The 18,502-nt window shown below is 70.8% G+C and carries 17 protein-coding genes and 1 tRNA gene; 10 read left to right on the top strand and 8 right to left on the bottom strand.

Going from position 1 to position 18,502, the window contains the following annotated elements; translation table 11 throughout:
• Nucleotides 1-234: 234 nt before the first annotated feature.
• The 6 genes from AB0H12_RS40565 to AB0H12_RS40540 all read right to left on the bottom strand — a co-directional run bounded on the left by AB0H12_RS40565 (nt 235) and on the right by AB0H12_RS40540 (nt 4,758).
• Nucleotides 235-447 (bottom strand): hypothetical protein, encoded by a 213-nt coding sequence (locus AB0H12_RS40565; protein WP_230569345.1) that lies wholly within the window; start codon nt 445-447, stop codon nt 235-237.
• An 81-nt stretch (nt 448-528) separates the two neighbouring features.
• Entirely contained in the window at nt 529-1,425 is an 897-nt protein-coding gene (gene glfT1, locus AB0H12_RS40560; RefSeq protein WP_230569344.1) for a galactofuranosyltransferase GlfT1, read from the bottom strand.
• Nucleotides 1,426-1,434: 9 nt separating this feature from the next.
• The gene (gene wzt, locus AB0H12_RS40555; protein WP_230569343.1) at nt 1,435-2,250 is read right to left on the bottom strand and encodes a galactan export ABC transporter ATP-binding subunit Wzt/RfbE; all 816 of its coding nucleotides are present in this window, start codon (nt 2,248-2,250) and stop codon (nt 1,435-1,437) included.
• 19 nt (nt 2,251-2,269) lie between these two features.
• Nucleotides 2,270-3,193, bottom strand: a complete 924-nt coding sequence (gene wzm / locus AB0H12_RS40550; RefSeq protein WP_499630607.1) for a galactan export ABC transporter permease subunit Wzm/RfbD — start codon at nt 3,191-3,193, stop codon at nt 2,270-2,272.
• Nucleotides 3,194-3,252: 59 nt separating this feature from the next.
• Nucleotides 3,253-4,104: a class I SAM-dependent methyltransferase gene (locus AB0H12_RS40545; RefSeq protein WP_499630604.1), complete on the bottom strand. Its 852-nt coding sequence runs from the start codon at nt 4,102-4,104 to the stop codon at nt 3,253-3,255.
• 93 nt (nt 4,105-4,197) lie between these two features.
• Nucleotides 4,198-4,758 carry a bacterial proteasome activator family protein gene (locus AB0H12_RS40540; protein WP_499630601.1) on the bottom strand — a complete coding sequence of 187 codons (561 nt, stop codon included), beginning with the start codon at nt 4,756-4,758 and terminating at the stop codon, nt 4,198-4,200.
• Nucleotides 4,759-4,862: 104 nt separating this feature from the next.
• Here AB0H12_RS40540 and AB0H12_RS40535 point away from each other — a divergent pair, with 104 nt between their 5' ends.
• Both AB0H12_RS40535 and AB0H12_RS40530 read left to right on the top strand, forming a co-directional pair.
• The gene (locus AB0H12_RS40535) at nt 4,863-6,062 is read left to right on the top strand and encodes a cysteine desulfurase-like protein (protein WP_499630597.1); all 1,200 of its coding nucleotides are present in this window, start codon (nt 4,863-4,865) and stop codon (nt 6,060-6,062) included.
• Nucleotides 6,063-6,068: 6 nt separating this feature from the next.
• Nucleotides 6,069-6,734: a class I SAM-dependent methyltransferase gene (locus AB0H12_RS40530; protein WP_230569338.1), complete on the top strand. Its 666-nt coding sequence runs from the start codon at nt 6,069-6,071 to the stop codon at nt 6,732-6,734.
• Between the two features lie 364 nt (nt 6,735-7,098).
• On the opposite strand, the gene AB0H12_RS40525 is transcribed toward AB0H12_RS40530, so the two are convergent.
• A complete protein-coding gene (locus tag AB0H12_RS40525) occupies nt 7,099-8,067 on the bottom strand; it encodes an NAD(P)H-quinone oxidoreductase (RefSeq protein ID WP_499630593.1) in 969 nt (322 codons plus the stop codon).
• A 55-nt stretch (nt 8,068-8,122) separates the two neighbouring features.
• Between AB0H12_RS40525 and AB0H12_RS40520 the strand changes: the two genes are divergently transcribed.
• The 6 genes from AB0H12_RS40520 (at nt 8,123) to AB0H12_RS40495 (ending at nt 14,601) form a co-directional block, all read left to right on the top strand.
• Nucleotides 8,123-8,770 (top strand): GNAT family N-acetyltransferase, encoded by a 648-nt coding sequence (locus AB0H12_RS40520; RefSeq protein ID WP_499630590.1) that lies wholly within the window; start codon nt 8,123-8,125, stop codon nt 8,768-8,770.
• A 62-nt stretch (nt 8,771-8,832) separates the two neighbouring features.
• Nucleotides 8,833-10,362, top strand: coding sequence for a M28 family metallopeptidase (locus AB0H12_RS40515; RefSeq protein ID WP_499630587.1), 1,530 nt, complete (start codon nt 8,833-8,835; stop codon nt 10,360-10,362).
• A 155-nt stretch (nt 10,363-10,517) separates the two neighbouring features.
• The gene (locus tag AB0H12_RS40510) at nt 10,518-12,089 is read left to right on the top strand and encodes an MSCRAMM family protein (RefSeq protein ID WP_499630584.1); all 1,572 of its coding nucleotides are present in this window, start codon (nt 10,518-10,520) and stop codon (nt 12,087-12,089) included.
• A 145-nt stretch (nt 12,090-12,234) separates the two neighbouring features.
• Nucleotides 12,235-12,834 (top strand): class I SAM-dependent methyltransferase, encoded by a 600-nt coding sequence (locus tag AB0H12_RS40505; RefSeq protein ID WP_230569333.1) that lies wholly within the window; start codon nt 12,235-12,237, stop codon nt 12,832-12,834.
• Nucleotides 12,835-13,018: 184 nt separating this feature from the next.
• Entirely contained in the window at nt 13,019-14,365 is a 1,347-nt protein-coding gene (locus AB0H12_RS40500; protein ID WP_499630580.1) for a hypothetical protein, read from the top strand.
• A 149-nt stretch (nt 14,366-14,514) separates the two neighbouring features.
• Nucleotides 14,515-14,601 (top strand) — tRNA-Ser (locus tag AB0H12_RS40495).
• Nucleotides 14,602-14,662: 61 nt separating this feature from the next.
• Here the strand turns inward: AB0H12_RS40495 and AB0H12_RS40490 are convergent.
• Entirely contained in the window at nt 14,663-15,094 is a 432-nt protein-coding gene (locus tag AB0H12_RS40490; protein ID WP_499630613.1) for a MarR family winged helix-turn-helix transcriptional regulator, read from the bottom strand.
• Nucleotides 15,095-15,267: 173 nt separating this feature from the next.
• On the opposite strand from AB0H12_RS40490, the gene AB0H12_RS40485 reads away from it, so the two are divergent.
• A complete protein-coding gene (locus AB0H12_RS40485; RefSeq protein ID WP_499630578.1) occupies nt 15,268-17,001 on the top strand; it encodes a bifunctional metallophosphatase/5'-nucleotidase in 1,734 nt (577 codons plus the stop codon).
• Between the two features lie 543 nt (nt 17,002-17,544).
• Nucleotides 17,545-18,447 carry a KPN_02809 family neutral zinc metallopeptidase gene (gene ypfJ / locus AB0H12_RS40480; RefSeq protein WP_499630575.1) on the top strand — a complete coding sequence of 301 codons (903 nt, stop codon included), beginning with the start codon at nt 17,545-17,547 and terminating at the stop codon, nt 18,445-18,447.
• Nucleotides 18,448-18,502 lie beyond the last annotated feature (55 nt).

Genomic DNA, 18,502 nt, shown 5'->3' with positions numbered 1-18,502 from the left:
ACAACCGGGCCCCCCCCCCCCCCCGGCGGCCCGCCCCCCCACGCCCCACCACCACCCCCAACTCCCCGCCGGGGCCCCCCCCCGCCCCCCCCCCCCATCGGCGAGGCCCTGGCGGCGACCACCCCGGTCCCGGACCCGCGCTCAGGGTGCGGCTCCGGCTGTCCGCGATGACCTGGAACCCGACCACGACGGACCCGGCGCGTGACCGCGGACTTCGACCGACATCGACCGGGCCTACTCGAAGTGCGCGGCTACGACGTGGCTGAAGTTGACCACGAACTCCTTGTCATCGGCAGTCCGGATGGACTGCGTGTGGCCATTCCGCACGACCTGGATCAACCTCGACCCGAGATCCTCGGCGGTCTCCGCGGAAACCTTGATCGAGATCGGGTTCGGGTTCGCGGCCAGGTGCAGGACCAGTGCCGTCTTACGCGCTTCAGAAGTCATGGCGCCCAGCCCACCACCGGCCACCTGACCAGGCAAGACGGGTTCGCCGTCAGCGATTCCGCGCCGAGCTGAACCGGACCTTCACTTGCGGAAGAAGCGCTCCCGTTGGCCCAGGCGCACGAGCTTCAACCACTCCAGGAACGCCTTCGGGTCGCGCCGCACGCCGATGAAGTACAGCCCGAACCGGAACGCCTCCAGCAGGCCCAGCTTCCGCATGCCGGGCTGCGCCAGCAGGTAACCCCGGTTGCGGTAGGTGTAGTAGCGCTTGATCTCGTTCTCCGGGTCCTGCGCGTGGAACCGGCCGCCGAGCATCGGCTTGAACTCGTCCGACCCGTCGGGGTGCAGGTAGGCGACCTTCAACGACGTGCCGAACGGCAGGCCGGTGCGCACCAGCCGCCGGTGGATCTCCACCTCGTCGCCCCGGAAGAACAGCCGGTAGTCCGGCACGCCGATGACGTCCACCGTCGACGCCTTGAACAGCGCCCCGTTGAACAGCGACGCGATGCCCGGCAGGAAGTCGGTGCCCAGCTCGGCCGCGTTCCGCTTCCACGTCAACCCGCGCCGCAACGGGAACGCGAGCTTCTCCGGCCGCTCGATGTTCGTCACCACCGGCGAGATCGCGGCCAGCTTGCGCCGCTGCGCCTCCTCCAGCAGCACGGCGAGCACGGTCTCGTCGGCGGGCCGCCCGTCGTCGTCGGCGAGCCACAGCCAGTCCGCGCCCAGCGACAGCGCGTGCAGCATCCCCAGCGCGAACCCGCCCGCGCCGCCCAGGTTGCGGTGCGAGGCGAGGTAGGTGGTCGGGATCGGGCACTGCGCGACCAGGTCGTCCACCGGCTGGTCGGGCCCGTTGTCGACGACCACCAGGTGGTCGAGCGGCCGGGTCTGCGACGCCAGCACCTTCAACGAGTCGGCCAGCAGCTCCCGCCGGTGCCGGGTCACCACGACACCGACGACGGAGCCCTGCGGCAGTGCGCCCACGACGCTCACCTACTCGCCACCGTTCCCGCTCAGCACCCGCGGCTGACCGATCCGCTCCAGCGTCTCCGGGGCCATGTTCTCGAACGGGTCACGTCCCTTGTAGGAGGTGAGCACGTCCCGGAGCGACCCCTGCATCTTGACACTGCCTTCGTCCATCCAGATCGCCGTGGTGCAGAACTCGGCGAGGAAGTCGTCGGAGTGGTTCGCGAACACCAGGATGCCCGACCGCTTGACCAGGTCGTTCATCCGGTCCCGCGCTTTGGCCATGAACGCGGCGTCGACCGCGCCGATGCCCTCGTCCAGGATCAGGATCTCCGGGTCGATCGACGTCACGATGCCCAGCGCCAGCCGCACCCGCATGCCCGTCGAGTAGGTGCGCAGCGGCATCTGCAGGTAGTCGCCGAGCTCCGTGAACTCGGTGATGTCGTCGACCCGCTTCTCCATCTCCTTGCGGCTCATGCCGAGGAAGAGGCCGCGGATCATGATGTTCTCGTACCCCGAGATCTCCGGGTCCATGCCGACGCCGAGGTCGAACACGGGCGCGACCTTGCCGACGACGCGCGAGCTGCCCCGCGTGGGCTCGTAGATGCCCGCGAGCAGCCGCAGCAGCGTCGACTTGCCGGCGCCGTTGTGGCCGACGAGGCCGACCCGGTCACCGTGCCGCAGCGAGATGTTGATGTCGTGCAGGGCTTCGATGATCGGGACGCGGCCCTCGGAGCCGATCTTGCCGCCGACCTTGCCCAGCGCGAGCTTCTTCAGCGACCTCGACTTGGCGTCGAAGATCGGGAAGTCGACCGAGGCGTTCCAGACGTCGATGCTGACCATGATGTGTTTGCGGCCTCACTCAGACCCAGTAGGAGACGCGGGCACGGTAGTTCCGCATCGCGATCAGCGCCAGTCCCCAGCCCACGACGGTGAACGCGCCGACGACCACCCAGTGGTGCCAGTCCTGCACGTGACCGAGCATGGGGGCGCGGACGATCTCCACGTAGTGGTAGATCGGGTTCAGCTCGGCGATCAGCATGCGCCAGCCGCCGTCCTCGCCCTCTTGGGCGTTGGTGACCTTGTTGAGCACGCCGACGTGCCACACGATCGGCGTCATGAAGAAGATCAGGTTGATGAAGCTGCTGATCACCGGCGGGATGTCGCGGAACCGGGTGCTGATGATGCCGAACAGCAGCGCGACCCACACCGCGTTGACCACCACGAGGGCGAGGGCGGGGATGGCCATCAGCACGGTCCACGACAGGCCGGGTTGCAGGACCTTGTCGCCTTCCATCCGGTAGCTCTCGGTCAGCGTCGGGAAGAAGATCACGACGACGACCAGGTAGACGACCAGGTTGTGGAAGAGGAACAGCGTCTGGCGCCACACCATGCGCAGCACGTGCACCGTGATGGGCGCGGGCAGGTGCTTGATCAGGCCCTCGTTGGCGATGAAGACCTCGGTGCCCTCGGTGACCACCCCGAGGACGAAGTGCCAGATGATGAACCCCGCCGTGACGTACGGCAGGAACGTGCCCAGCTCCTGGTTGAACAGCTGGGAGTAGAGCAGGCCGAGCGCGAGCGCCGTCGTGCCCATGGAGATCGTGATCCACAGCGGGCCGATGACCGACCGGCGGTACCGCTGCTTGATGTCCTGCCACCCCAGGTGGCCCCACAGCTCCCGCTGCCGCCAGGCGTCGCGCACGTCGCCGAACGCGCGCGCGAAGGTGCGCGAGTTGGGTGCCAGGGGAGCGGGAGGTCGCTCGACCGTACTGGTGGGTTGCACGAGTAAGGAGACTACCGGCGACGGGGTGGTGACCCTGTCGCCGGGCTGTCACGGTGCGGTCACCCCTGCTGCGGAGCCTCCGGCACCCCGGTCACCTTCATGATCACCTGTTCGTGATCGTACGTGTACCCGCAGTAGTCGAACTCGATCCCGGTGCGGGCGACGTACTCGGACCACGCCTTGTGCTCGTGGTCCCGCCAGCCCGGGTAGTTGAAGTACTCGTCGAAGACGATCACGCTGCCGGGCGCCAGCCGGGGGCCGACGAGGTCCAGCACGGTCTTGGTCGACGAGTACAGGTCGCAGTCGACGTGCAGGAACGACACCGGGCCGGTGTGCTCCTCGAGGAAGCCGGGCAGGGTGTCGTCGAACCAGCCGACGACCAGCTCCGCGCCGTCCACGTCGGGCAGGCCGTCCATGCCGAACAGGCCGGCCGGGAAGCCGTTGCGCCAGTCCTCGGGCAGGCCCTCGAACGAGTCGAAGCCGTACACGTCGCGGCCCTCGAACGCGGTGGCGATCAGCTTCAGCGTGCCGCCGGTGTAGACCCCGAACTCCAGCGCCATGCCCTCGGCCGAGACCAGGCCGAGGGCGTGCTCCAGGGTGGCGTGCGGGTGCCCGAAGTGCGGCGCGGTGGGCAGGTGCTCGCGGATGAACCGCGCGCTCTCCTTGGCCGCTTCCTGCTCGCCGGCGAACACCAGGTCGCGCCGGGCCCGGATCTCGTACTGGATCGTGGCGTCGACCGCGCGGTCCGCCTGTCTGCGCAGCTCCTCCACCTGGTGCTGGAGCTGGGCGATCCGCTCGGCCTGCTCCCGGTGGTAGGGGCGCACCGCGTCGTCGATGACCCGCAGGATCTTGCCGCGCACGCGCTTGCGGACCTCTTCGACCATCGGGCTGTGCCGGACTTTGTCGAGCACCTGTCGGCTCCTCTCGCGGGTGTGGCGGTGAACACGGTCGGGCAGCGCGGTGCCCGTTGTCCAGCCCCGCGACCTCAACGCCGCACCGGAACGTTACAAGTACTGACCAGTCCCCCGGATGTGCGGACCGCCCTCGTGGTCGGCGCCGCCGGAGCCGGCGGGCAGGGCACGGCCGCGCATCTGCTCCAACTGGACGCGGGCTGCCATCTGCTGGGCGAACAGGGCCGTCTGGATGCCGTGGAACAGACCCTCCAACCAGCCCACGAGCTGCGCCTGGGCGATCCGGAGCTCCGCGTCGGACGGGGTGCCCTCCTCGGTGAACGGCAGGGAGAGCCGCTCCAGCTCATCGCGCAGCTCCGGCGCCAGCCCGTCCTCGAGCTCGTCGATGGACCGCTTGTGGATCTCCTTGAGGCGGTTGCGGCTGGCCTCGTCGAGCGGCGCCGCGCGCACCTCCTCCAGCAGCTGCTTGATCATCGTGCCGATGCGCATGACCTTCGCCGGCTGCTCGACCAGGTCGGTCACGTCCTGACCGCCCGCGTCGTCGCCGGACGGCACCCGCGCGGTCCCCACCGGCGTGCCGTCCGGGCCGACCACGACCACGTGCCGCTCGTTCTCCAGCTGATCATCTCGGGGTGCCTCGCTCATGCGTCCCATCCTGGCCCGATCGGGTGGCGGACGCCGAACCGGGTCACAGATCGGGTGGCAAACCCTCGGCCCCTGCTGTCGCTCGTGCCGACGTCCTCCGTACGGTGTGCGGCATGGCGTTCGACGTCGCCCGGGTCCGTGGGCTGTTCCCCGCGCTCGGCGACGGCTGGGTTCACCTGGACGCTCCTGCGGGGATGCAAGTACCCGAACAGGTGGCCACGGCCGTCTCCACCGCGCTGCGCGCACCCGTCTCCGGGCCGGGTGGCATCTTCCCCGCCTCGCAACGCGCCGAGGCCATCGTCGACGCGGCCAGGCGCGCGGTGGCCGACCTCGTGGGCGCCGACCCGGCGGGCGTCGTGCTCGGCCCGAGCTCCGCGGTGCTGCTGCAACGGCTGGCCGACGCGCTGTCCGAGGGCTGGTTCCTCGGCGACGAGGTCGTGGTGTCGCGGCTGGACCACTCGGGCAACATCGCGCCGTGGCAGCGGGCCGCGCAGCGCACCGGCAGCGTGGTGCGGTGGGCCGAGGTCGACATCGAGACGTGCGAGCTGCCCGCCTGGCAGTACGACGACCTGGTCACGCCCAAGTGCAAGCTCGTCGCGGTGACGGCCGCGTCCGGCTCCGTCGGCACCCGACCGGACCTGCGCAAGATCGCCGAGGCCGCCCGCCGCACGGACGCGCTGGTCGTCGTGGACGCCTCCTCGGCCGCGCCGTTCGTGCCGCTCGACATCACGTCGATGGACGCCGACGTGGTGGCGGTGTCGGCGAACAACTGGGGTGGGCCGCCGGTCGGCGCGCTGGTGTTCCGCGACCCGTCGATGCTCGACCTGCTGCCGTCGGTCGCCGTCGAGCCGGGCGCGCGGGGTCCCGAACGCCTGGAACTGGGCCCGCACGCCTACCCGCTGCTGGCCGGTCTGGTCGCGTCCGTCGAGTACCTGGCCGGTCTGGACGACGCCGCGGTGGGCCCGCGACGCGAGCGCGTGCTCACGTCGTTGAGTTCGGTGAAGGCGTACCAGGCCGGACTTCTGGCTAATCTCATCAACGAACTGCGATCGCTCCGTCACGTCATGGTGATCGGCGACGCCATGCGGCGGGTGCCCGCGCTGGCGTTCACGGTGGCCGGCGTGAAGGCGACCGACGGCGTCGAGCACCTGTCCGAGCGCGGCGTGTGCGCGTTCGCCGACTCGGGACAGCACGGCGTGTTCTCGGTGCTGGGCGTCGGCGAGGTCGGCGGAGCGATCCGCGTCGGCCTGGCGCACTACACGAACGCGGTGGAAGTGGACGAGCTCGTGCGGGCGGTCGCCGAGCTCGGCTGAGGTCGGGTGGCGCTGAGACCGGGGGGCTGGGTGGACGACCTGCTGTCACGGGAGCTCGCCGACCTCGCCGCACTGCACCGGCTGGCGCCCCTGATGTCGGAGTACCTGCCCAACACGGCGCACGAGCTGCGCCCCGCCGCGCTCGCGGCCGTGGTGGACGAGGTGCTGCTCGGTTCGCGGACCGTGCTGGTGGAGTGCGGGTGCGGCGCGTCCTCGGTGGTGCTGGCCCGGCTGCTCGCGCGGCGCGGGTTCGGGCACTTGCTGTCGGTCGAGCACGACGAGCGCACGGCGGCGTTCGTGGCCAGCCAGCTGCGCCGGGAGGGATTGGGGCACGTGGCGCGGGTCGTGCACGCGCCCTTGACGCCTCACCCGGCGGCGCTCGGGAACGCGCAGTGGTACCACCCCCAGCTCGTGCACGACGAGGTGTCGGCGTACGTGGAGCGGTACGGGCTGGTGGACTTGCTGCTGGTGGACGGTCCGTTGTTGGGGGATGCGCGGTATCCGGCGCTGCCCGTGCTGCGGGGTGTGCTCGCTCCCGGCGCGGCGGTGTTGGTGGATGACGCCGAACGGCCCGGTGAGCAGACCGTGCTGGTGCGGTGGGCCGAGGAGTTCGCGTTGCGGTTCCGGACGACGCCCCGGACGTTCTTGGCTACGGCGACGGCGTTGGACTGAAGTCGCGGGAGAGTGTGTCGCGGGAAAGTGTTGAGTGTTGAAAGTAGAGCTTAAGAGCTTGAAAGCATGTCCTCGCCGGACGGGCAGATCAGCGGGATGACCCCTGCTTTGGCGGTCCTGTTCCGGGTCCGTTGTGGGTCGGGCTTCGTGTCATCCCACCGACCTCCCTCCGGGCTACCGCGTGCGGTAGGGCTTTGTCGGGTCGGCGGGATGACACGAAGCCCTTCTTTTCGGGAAGAACTTGCCAGTGACCGGTGGCGACGGGCCCGGCGCGGGCGGTGTGGCTATGGGCTCTGCCCGTCCGGCGAGGACGCTTTTGATCTTTTGTCCATTCGCACTCAGGGCATTCAGACGCACATCGCGCTCAGACGGTCAGAACCAGCTTGCCGAACACCTCGCCGCCCTCTAGTGCGCGGTGGGCGTCGGCGGCGCGTTCGATCGGCAGCACGTCGTGCACGATCGGCTTGACGCGGCCGGAAGCGATCAGTGGCCACAAGTGCTCGCGCACCTCGGCCACGACGCGGCCCTTGCCGCTCGGCCCGTCGACCGGTCGGAACCGCAAACCCGTCGCGGTCACGCTCGCGCGCTTCGACAGCAGCTTGCCGATGTTCAGCTCGCCCTTCACCCCGCCCTGCATCCCGATGATCACCAGTCGGCCGTCCGGGGCGAGGACGTCCACGTTGCGGCCCAGGTAGGCCGCGCCCATGTTGTCCAGCACCACGTCCGCCCGACCGACCTCGGCCACGAAGTCCTGCTCGCGGTAGTTCACCAGGACGTCCGCGCCCAGCTCGGCGCACCGCCGCAACCGCTCCGCCGACCCCGCCGTGACGGCCACGCGCGCGTCGAGCGCCTTGGCGACCTGGATGGCGTGCGTGCCGATGCCGCCCGCACCGCCGTGCACGAGGAACGTCTCACCGCTCCGGAGACCGGCGACCATCACCACGTTCGACCACACCGTGCACGCCACCTCGGGCAGCGACGCCGCCGTCACGAGGTCGACGGCCGCCGGCAGCGGCAGGAGTTGGGCGGCGGGGACGACGACCCGTTCCGCGTAGCCACCACCGGCCAGCAGAGCGCACACCTCGTCGCCGACCTGCCAGTCGGTGACGCCGTCGCCGAGCGCCGCGACCGTGCCCGAGCACTCCAGTCCCAGCACGTCCGACGTGCCCTTCGGCGGCGGGTAGTGGCCCTGGCGTTGCAGCAGGTCGGCCCGGTTCACGGCGGTCGCGGCCACGTCCAGCAGCACTTCGCCGGGTCCCGGTTCGGGGTCCCGAACCTCCGTCCACGCCAGCACGTCCGGACCGCCTGGTTCACGAATGGTGATCGCGCGCATGGCCCGAAGGTAATCCGGTCGCACGCCGCACGCGCGATCGCCACCATCGGCGGGCATGGACCACTGGCCGTTCCGCAACCTGGTGCTGCGCACACCGCGCCTCGAACTGCGCCCCGACGACGACGAGAGCCTGACCGAGCTCGCGGACTTGGCGCTCGACGGCGTCCACCCACCGGATCGGATGCCGTTCGGCGTGGAGTGGACCGACGCGCCGCGCGAGCGGCTCGGCATCAACACCCTCCAGCACTACTGGCGCGTGCGCTCGACGCTCTCGACGCAACGGTGGACGTTGAGCTTCATCGTGCGCCTGGACGGCGACGTGGTGGGCGAGCAGTCGCTCGGCGCCGACGGCTTCCCGGTCCTGCGCGAGGTCACCAGCGGCTCCTGGATCGGGCTGCGGCACCAAGGGCGCGGCATCGGCACCGAGATGCGGGCTGCCGTGCTGATGTTCGCGTTCGACCACCTCGGCGCGGTGGCGGCGCGGTCGAGCGCGTTCGACGACAACCTCGCCTCGCACGGTGTGAGCCGCAAGCTCGGCTACCGGCCGGACGGCACGTTCACCCAGGTCAGGCGGGGCGAACCGGCTCAGCAGACCCGCCTGCTGGTCACCCCCGGCACGTTCCGGCGACCCGACTGGACCCTGGCGGTGACCGGCGTCACGCCGTGCTTGCCCCTGCTCACAGGGCGCGAACCCACCGAGTGACGGATTGCGCTCGCCCCGGCGACTTGTGAGGGTTCGGCATCCGAGCGAAGGGGAACTCGATCATGTCAGCTAGAACCGGGATTCGACGCGCGGCGATCCTCGCGGCGTCCGCGTCCCTCGCGCTGGTCGCCGTTCCGGCCGTCAACGTCGCGTCGGCTTCGACGCTCGACGGGCCGAGGTTGGCCAAGAACCTGACCAAGAACGTCACCGCGGATGGGGTCAACCGCCACCTGATCGCCTTCCAGCGCATCGCCGACCGCAACGGTGGCAACCGCGCGGCGGGCACGACCGGCTACGACGCCAGCGTCGAGTACGTGGCGGGCAAGCTGCGCGGCGCGGGCTTCGACGTGACCACGCCGGAGTTCACCTACCCGGTGCAGATCACCGACGCCGCGATCGCGAAGGTCGGCTCGACCACGTACGAGAACATCCCGCTCGAGTTCTCGCCGCAGACGCCCGTCGGCGGCGTCACCGGCCCGCTGCGGGTCGTGCCGGAGGACGCGACGCCGGGCTGCGAGGCGACCGACTTCGCCGGGCAGGACTTCACCGGCGGCATCGCCCTGATCCGCCGCGGCTCGTGCACGTTCGACGTCAAGCACCGCAACGCCGCCGCCGCGGGCGCCATCGCGGTGATCATCTCCAACAACCGCGAGGGCACGCTGGCGGGCGTCACGCTCGGCGCGCCGGGCCTCGTGCCCACCGGTGGCGTCACCCAGGCCGACGGCAACGCGCTGGCCCAGCTCGGCGGCCAGGCCGTGACCGTCGACCTGCGCTACCACGAGGAGGACCGCGTCTCGCGCAACGTGATCGCGCAGACGAAGACCGGCCGCACGGACAACGTCGTGATGGCGGGCGCCCACCTCGACAGCGTCGGGAACGGCGCGGGCATCAACGACAACGGCACCGGTTCCGCGGGCCTGCTGGAGACCGCGCTGAAGCTCGGCGGCTCGCCGAAGGTGAACAACGCGGTCCGCTTCGGCTGGTGGGGCGCGGAGGAGCTCGGCCTGGTCGGCTCGACGAAGTACGTGCAGGCGCTGACGTTCGAGCAGCAGCTCGACATCGCGCTGTACCTGAACTTCGACATGATCGGCTCGCCCAACGCGGCGTACTTCGTCTACGACGGCGACAACTCCGACGGTGTCGGCGCGGGCGCGGGCCCGTACGGCTCGGCCCAGATCGAGCAGGCGTTCGTGGAGTACCTGACGGTCGAGAAGGCCGTGCAGACCGAGGGCACCGACTTCACCGGCCGCTCGGACTACGGCGAGTTCATCCTGCAGGGCATCCCGGCCGGTGGTCTGTTCACGGGCGCCGAGGGCGTCAAGACCGAGGCGCAGGCGGCGAAGTGGGGTGGCACGGCCGGTGTCGCCTACGACCCGAACTACCACGGCTCCGGTGACAACCTGGGCAACGTGGACCGCGTCGCCCTCGACCGCAACTCCGACGCGTTGGCGTGGGTGACGGCGTCGTACGCGATGAGCACGGAGAGCGTGAACGGCGTGCCGGCGCGGTCGGAGCGCGCTGCGGCGCGTGCGGCGTCGATGCGTTCGCTGCACGTGGAGGAGCACCACCACTCGCACGCCGACGTGGCATAGGTCACGGCCGAACGAGTAACGGAGACCGGTCTCCCCCACGGGAGGCCGGTCTCTTTCGTCCCACCCGGGAGTGTCCACAAAGGATAGACGGGTGCGGCGGTGATCGACGTCGGTTAGGTTGCCGCCACCCGAATCCACCACTCTGGGGGCTGGTCTTGACTCTCTCGAAGCGCGTGGTCGCGCGAAGATCCCTTGCCTTCGTCGCGGCGCTCGCGGTCACCGCGACCCTGTCCGCCGCCGCCCGGGCCCAGGAACCCGGGACGTCGCCGGCCGCGACCGATCCCGTCGTCACGACCTCCAGCCCCGAAGCACCACCGGTCCAGGCCCGGCCGGCCGCCGTCCAGCCGACCGGATCGCCGCGGGCCTCGTCGCCGACGGCCGCCGCCGCGAAGCTCGCCATCTCGGCCACCGTCGGCGCGGGACCGTTCCTGGTCGGCGAGCAGATCCCGGTCGAGGTGGCGATCGCCAACACCGGCGACGCCGACGCCACCGGCGTGACGGTGGGCGAGTACACCACCTCCGGGTCCGACTTCTTCGTCCCGTCCTCCGAGTGGGGCGACCTGTCCGGTTGGCCCGGTCCCGGAGCCACCCTGGCAGCCGGGCAGGAGCGCGTCCTCACCGTCCGCGGCGTGGTCTCGCGGTGGAACGGTGCTCCGGTGCTCCGGTTCTACCTCCAGCAGGCCAACTCCGAGGTCGCCCGCTCCAGCCTGTCGATCCCGGTGGTCGACCCGGATTCCGCCGCGGACACCGTGGCCGGCCTCGTCCACGGCGACCGCAACGGCAACGACCAGCCGGACGCGGGCGAGGGGCTCGCGGGCGTCCGGGTGACCGTCCTCATGACCGGCGAACCCCGCCTGAGCTGGGAGGCCAGGACCGACGCCGACGGCCGGTTCCGGTTCGCCGACCTGCCGGTGCGGACCTACACGCTCTCCCTCAACGAGGCGCCGGACGGCTGGGTCGTGGAGAACCCGTACTCCGAGATCGCGGTGGACGGGACCGGCTCGGCCGCAGCCCTGGTCCGGCGCGCCACGCGGCCGATGACCGATGTGCTGTCCGCGGCCATGCGGTTCACCCGGGACGCCTACCGGGTCGGCGACCGGGCCGAGGTCGCGGTGACGCTGACCAACATCGGCACCGCGGACCTGACCGGGATCAAGGCCGACTGCCAGCGGGCCAACGACGGAGGGCCGGAACTGCGCGACCTCACCTTCGGCGACCTGGGTCCGGGTGGGCCGGGCGTGACCGTGCCCGTGGGCCAGTCCCGGGCCTTCACCATCAGCGGCACCGTCTCCGAGGTGGCGGCCGAGTACGGCGCGGCGGACCACCTGTGCGAGTTCGGTCTCGGTGACGGCCGCCGCGAGGGTCTCCCGCGGGCCTACGCCGTGGCCAAGGTGCCCGGCCCGGCCGTGACGTCCCGCATGGCCTTCTACCACGACCGCGACGGCGACCTGATCGGCGAGCCGGACGAGATGCTCGGCGGCCTGGCGGTCGTCCTGAGGGACGCGGTCACGGGCGAGGTCGCGGCCGAGGGTCGGACCGACGCGGGGGGCCACGTGCGCTTCGAGAACCTGCCGTCCGGGCCGTACACGGTGCGCGTCTACGGCGCGTGGCAAAGCGGCGACGCCGGTGTCGTGTTCGCGGGCACCTGCCGGAGCTGCCAGGAGGAGCGCTGGGTCGACGTCGCGCCCGCCCCGGACGTGACGAACACGCGCCGTACCGGCGGGTGACCCCGGCGGACCGCCTGACCTGGTGATCCGACCCCTGTCCCGCCCGGCGGGACAGGGGTCGGGCAGCACGCGCGGTGACCGGGTCGACCCCGGTGAACCCCACGGTGGTGGTGTCAGGGGTCTCAGCGTCGGCTACCGTACGACCGTGGACAAGACTGACGGTCAGGACTACACCGACCGGCTCGCGCGCCTGCAGAACCTGCCTTGGAAGCGTGTGCTGAACGTCCAGGCCCCGTACCGGTGGAACGTGCGCCGCATCTTCGGCGAGCGGGAGGTGCTCGACGTCGGCTGCGGCATCGGGCGCAACCTCAAGCACCTGGAGCCCAACGGCGTCGGCGTCGACCACAACCCCCACTCCGTGCAGACCTGCCGGGACATGGGGCTGACGGCGTTCACCACGGACGAGTTCTTCGACACCGAGTACGCCAAGCCCGGCCGCTTCGGTGGCATCCTGGCCGCGCACCTGGTCGAGCACATGCCGCGCCCGGAAGCCGTGGAGATCCTGCGCGGCTACGTCGACTTCCTCGCGCCCGGCGGCCTGCTGGTGCTCATCTGCCCGCAGGAGCGGGGCTACGCGTCGGACCCCACCCACGTGGCGTTCACCGACCTCGACGGCCTCGCGGACGTGACCTCCCAGCTCGGGCTGGTCGAGCGCGACCGCATGTCCTTCCCGTTCCCCAGGGCGGCCGGGAAAGTGTTCACCTACAACGAATTCGTGCACGTCGCGGTGAAGCCCGAGAACTGAGAACCCGACCGCATTTCACTTTCGGCTGTCGTACCCCTGAGGTAGTGTCCGCCTCGTTCGGTCGAGTCGGGGGCTCGTCCCACAGGGGGGTCGCGCTGTGCGCTGCCGACGTCCGCGTGTCTCTGTCACGGACTGGCTGGTAGACCGACGCCTTCCATTCACCTTGCAGTCAGGAAAGAGGATCATGCGTCGTTCCGCAGCGCTGCTGGTCGCCACCGCGGCGACCGCCGCCGTGGTGGCGGTCGCGGCTCCGGCCACCGCCGAGCCCGCGTCCGTCCACAGTGGAGACCAGGTCGGCCGCGCCGAGCTGTCGCTCGACCGCGCCGGCCGTTCCGCCCGCCCGTACGGCACGAAGGCGACCGAGGCCAACGGTCAGGAAGCCGGCGCCGAGGAGTACCTGGGCACGCGGTTCATCCCGACCGCGCCCAGACGCATCCTGGACACCCGCACCGGCCTCGGCCGTGGCGGCAGCACCGCGCCGGTCGGCCAGGGCGGCCGGATCGAGGTGCCCGTCACCGACCTCCCGGCGTACACCCTCGCGGTCGTGCTGAACGTGACCGGCACGTCGCCCACCGCGAACACCTACGTGACCGTGTGGGACGGCGGCGCCGACTCCCCGCGGCCGGGCGTGTCGACCCTGAACCTGGTGCCCGGTGAGACCCGCGCCAACTCGGTCACCACCTGGGTGTCGCTCGACAACACGATCAACCTCTACAACAACGCGGGCAGCACCCACCTGATCGCGGACGTCGCGGGCTACTACGTCTACGACAACCCGGGCGCGGCGGTCACCCCCGGCCGGTACTTCGCCACCGGCCCGACCCGCGTGTACGACTCCCGCAACACCGGCGGCGCGTTCTACGCCGGCGAGTCCCGCGCGGTCGCCTTCAGCTCCTACGGCGTGCCCGCGGGTGCGACGGCCGTGTCGCTGAACGTCACCGGTGTCGACGCGACCGCGAGCACCTACGTGACCGCGTGGCCGACGGGCACGTCCCGGCCGACCGCGTCGAGCCTCAACGTCGACCCGAAGACCGCCACGCCCAACGGCGTGACCGTCGCGCTGGGCTCCGACCGCAAGATCAACCTGTACAACAACGCGGGCTTCCTGCACCTGATCGTGGACATCACCGGGTACTACCTGCCCACCGAGAACGGTGGCGCGGACTTCTACCCGGTCACCCCCGGTCGCGCGTTCGACACCCGCGACGACTCGGGCCCGATCTGGCCGGCCGAGTCGCTGACGCTGCTCTACCTGGACGAGGAGCTGGTCGCGGGCAACAGCCTGCTGCTCAACCTGACCGGCACCGAGCCGACCCAGAACACCTACGTCACGCCGTTCCCGGCGGGCGAGAACCGGCCCGGCACCTCGGCGCTGAACCTGGCGCCCGGCCAGACCGCGCCGAACATGGCCACGGTCCGCCTCGGCAGCGCGTGGGACGACATCAGCGGCGTGTACCGCCCGGCGCACTCGTTCTACAACAACGCCGGCTACACGCACCTGGTCATCGACGTGTTCGGCATCTTCGCCTGATCACGGCGCCCGCCGGGTGAGCACCCGGCACGGCGGTAGGACGTGCGAGGTCCCGGCCACCGGGGCCTCGCACGTCCGTCTTCACGGCGGACCCGGTCCGGCGAGCGACTGCCCGCCGCCGACGCCCGTCGGCTAGGCTCCTGCACCGGGGTAGCGTGCCCGAGCGGCCTAAGGGACACGTCTTGAAAACGTGCGAGGGTTGATCCCCTCCGTGGGTTCAAATCCCACCGCTACCGCACTCCACGCGCCCTCACGCCCCTCACCGGGCGTGGGGGCGCTGCCGCGTCACGCCGGCGGTCAGCCGTTCACGTCCCGCAGGTGGGTGATGATCCGGTCGAAGACCTTGGCCACCACTTCCTGCTCGTCGCGCGACAGCAGGTCGATCATGTGCTCGCGCACGCCCTCGACGTGGGTCGGCGCGGACGTCTCCAGCAGCGCCATGCCCTCGTCGGTCAGCTCGGCGAACACGCCGCGACCGTCCTCGGGGCACTCCCGCCTGCGCAGCAGCCCTTCCCGCTCCATCCGCGCCACCTGGTGCGACACCCGGCTCTTGGACGACGCCACCTCGTCCGCGAGCTGCGACATCCGCATCCGCCGCCCCGGCCGCTCCGACAGGCGCACGAGCACCTCGTAGTCGGCCAACGACACGCCGTGCCCGTCCTGCAGCTCGCGGTGCAGGCGGTCGGCGAGCATCGCGGCCCCGACCACGTAGTTGCGCCACGCGCGCATCTCACCATCGTCGAGCCAACGCGGCTCCTGCTCAGTCACCCCACAAGGTTAGGCCGCACATATCCGTTAACGGACGATCCACCGACATGACTGGTGCCGGTCAGCTCCGCCAGGCAAACTCCTGCGCCGTACCGCGCCCTCCTACCGGGGCGCCGCAGGGAGGAACCCACCCCATGACCTCGTTCAGACGCACCGCGCAGCGCTCCGCCGCGCTCGCGGTCACCGCGGCGGCAGCGCTGGCGGTCACGCTGGTGCAGAACCCCGCGACGGCCGACAAGGACGACCGGCCGGCGCGCACCGTCGACGTCCGCCTGATCGGCATCAACGACCTGCACGGCAACATCGAGCCGCCCTCGGGCTCCTCGGGCCGCGTCACGCTGTCGGACGGCACGCAGGTCGAAGCGGGTGGCGCCGCCTTCAACGCGACCCACATCCGCAACCTCCAGGCCGAGGTGCGCAACTCGGTGATCGTCGGCCAGGGCGACCTGATCGGCGCGTCCCCGATCGTGTCGGCGCTGTTCCACGACGAGCCGACGATCGAGGTCCTCAACCAGGTCGGCATGGACACGACCGCGGCGGGCAACCACGAGTTCGACGAGGGCTACCACGAGCTGCTGCGCATGCAGCGCGGCGGGTGCCACCCGACCGACGGCTGCCAGTTCCGCGAGACCTACGAGGGCGCGGACTTCCCGATCCTCGGCGCGAACGTGACGCTGGCGAAGAACGACCGGCCCGCGCTGCCGCCGTTCTGGGTGGAGTTCCGCGACGGCGTCCCGATCGGGTTCATCGGCATGCCGCTGAAGGACGTGCCGATCCTGGTCGACCCGAACGGGATCAAGGAGCTGGAGTTCGGCGACGAGGTCGCCGCCGCCAACCGGTACGCCGACCTGCTGAACTGGCTCGGCGTGAAGTCGATCGTGCTGCTGATCCACCAGGGCGACAGCACCTCCGGCGGCGGTCCGAACGACTGCCGGACGGTCCCGAGCGGCCCCGGCCGCAGCATCGCCGAGCGGGTCAGCCCGAAGATCGACGCGATCTTCTCCGGCCACAGCCACCAGCACTACAACTGCACGGTCACCGACCCGGCGGGCAACCCGCGCCCGTTCATCGAGGGCCTGGCGTTCGGCCGCGAGCTGTCCGTGGTCGACCTCAAGATCGACAAGCGGACCCGTGAGGTCATCCGCTCGGCGACGGTCGCCCGCAACCACGTGGTGACCAAGGACGTCACCCCGGACGCCGAGGTGCAGGCGATCATCGACCTGGCCAAGTCGAAGTCCGGCCCGATCGCGAACCGCCCGATCGGCACCATCGCCCAGGACATCCTCCGCGCGCAGAACCCGGCGGGCGAGTCCGCGCTCGGCAACCTGATCGCCGACTCCCAGCTGGCCGCCACCACGGACAACGGCGCGGTGCTCGCGCTGATGAACCCGGGCGGCGTGCGCGCCGACCTCACCCACGCCTCGTCCCCCGCGGGCGAGGGCAACGGCGTGGTGACCTACGGCGAGGCGTTCACCGTGCAGCCGTTCGGCAACATCCTGCAGACGGTCACGCTGACCGGCGCGCAGCTCAAGGCGGCGCTGGAGCAGCAGTGGCAGATCGTCAACGGCGCCCAGCGGCAGATCGTGCTGCAGCCGTCGAAGGGCCTGACCTACACGTGGTCGGCGTCCGCGCCGATCGGGTCCAAGGTGTCGGACATCGTCCTCAACGGGACGCCGCTGGACCCGGCCGCGAGCTACCGGGTCACGATCAACAGCTTCCTGCAGGGCGGCGGTGACGGCTTCAGCGCGTTCACCGCGGGCACGGAGATCACCGGTGGCGGGATCGACCTGGACGGCTTCACGGCCTACCTGACCGCCAACCCGAACACCGTCCCGCCGGCGCTCGGCCGCATCACCACGACTCCGTGATGCACGCGCTGTGAGCGGGTGCCCGCTGCCCGCTCACAGCGCGCGACGACTGTCCTGCTGAACCGGATGAATCTCATTTCACCAGTTCAGGGGCTTCTCCTCGAGTTGTGCATCGGGCCGGAGAGGCGCATGCTCGAAGCAGGACCTGCCACCGGCGGAACCCGAGCTGACCCGCCGGCGGCACGCCCGGAAGGGGTAGGTGGTGCGGTGCAGGTAAGTCCTCGCGGTGACGAGCCGCGTTCGAACCGCAACCCCGCGGGCGGAGCGGTCAGGAGACCGGCCCGATCGCGAACGTGAGCGGTTCCGACGGGGTTTCGAGCGCACGGCGCCATCGGCGCCATCGCCGCGCTTGACGATGTTGACCCGGTAGGACATCAGGGCGCCGTCTCCACCGTCGGCGCCGACCGAGGTCCACGCCGACCCCGTCACGCAGGTTTCGTCACTTCCACATGGGAAAACCCGGGTGCGGTGCCCCGACGTCGGGCTCCGCACCCGGGGTTCGTCTTGTCCGGGTCGGCTTCGGTTTGTCTGGGAGGACGCGCGGTGCAGTTCAACGAGAACGCCGAGCTGGACACGTCACAGGTCTCCGACCAACGCGGTGTCGGCGGCCGGGTCGCCCTGGGCGGCGGCGGGCTGGGGATCGTCGGCCTGATCCTGTACTTCGTGCTCTCCCAGATCGGCGGCGGCGTGCAGCTGCCGTCCGGCTCGGGGTTCTCCGACGTCGGCCAGGGGCAGCAGGTGGGCTCCGAGGCCATCAAGGAGAAGTGCCGGACCGGCGCGGACGCCAACCGCGAGTCCGACTGCCGGGCGGTGGCGTTCATCAACTCGATCCAGGCCTACTGGAGCGACCAGTTCGCCCGGTCGGGGCGCACGTACCAGGCCGCGCAGACGAACTTCTTCTCCGGCGGCGTGTCGACCCGGTGCGGCAACGCGACGTCCGCGGTGGGGCCGTTCTACTGCCCGGCGGACGCGCAGGTGTACATCGACCTGGGGTTCTTCCAGGAGATGCAGCAGAAGTTCGGCGCCACGGGCGGTCCCTTCGTCGAGGCGTACATCCTGGCCCACGAGTACGGCCACCACGTCCAGAACCTGCTCGGCACGTCCGACCGGGTCGGCTCGGGCTCGGGGCCGACGTCGGGCTCGGTGCGGCTGGAGCTGCAGGCCGACTGCTACGCGGGCGCCTGGGCCAACCACGCGGAGACCGTGCCGACGGCCTCGGGCCAACCGCTGATCACCGGCGTCACGCAGGACGACGTGAACGCGGCGCTGGACGCGGCGGCCCGCATCGGCGACGACTTCATCCAGGGCGAGCTGGGCGGCGGCCACGTCGACACGACCAAGTTCACCCACGGCACGTCGGCGCAGCGCCAGAAGTGGTACACGACGGGCTACGAGACCGGCGACCCGGCGCGCTGCAACACCTTCGACACCGACAACCTGGGGTGAAGCGCGCGAGGTCGCGACTTCCAGGCGACCGAGCCGCCACCTGCGGAGCAGGGGG

The organism is Actinosynnema sp. NPDC023794, assembly GCF_040639675.1.
Classification (GTDB): domain Bacteria; phylum Actinomycetota; class Actinomycetes; order Mycobacteriales; family Pseudonocardiaceae; genus Actinosynnema; species Actinosynnema luteola.
The sequence above is the reverse complement of the archived record's forward strand: the minus strand, read 5'-3'. Positions and strand labels throughout refer to the sequence as shown.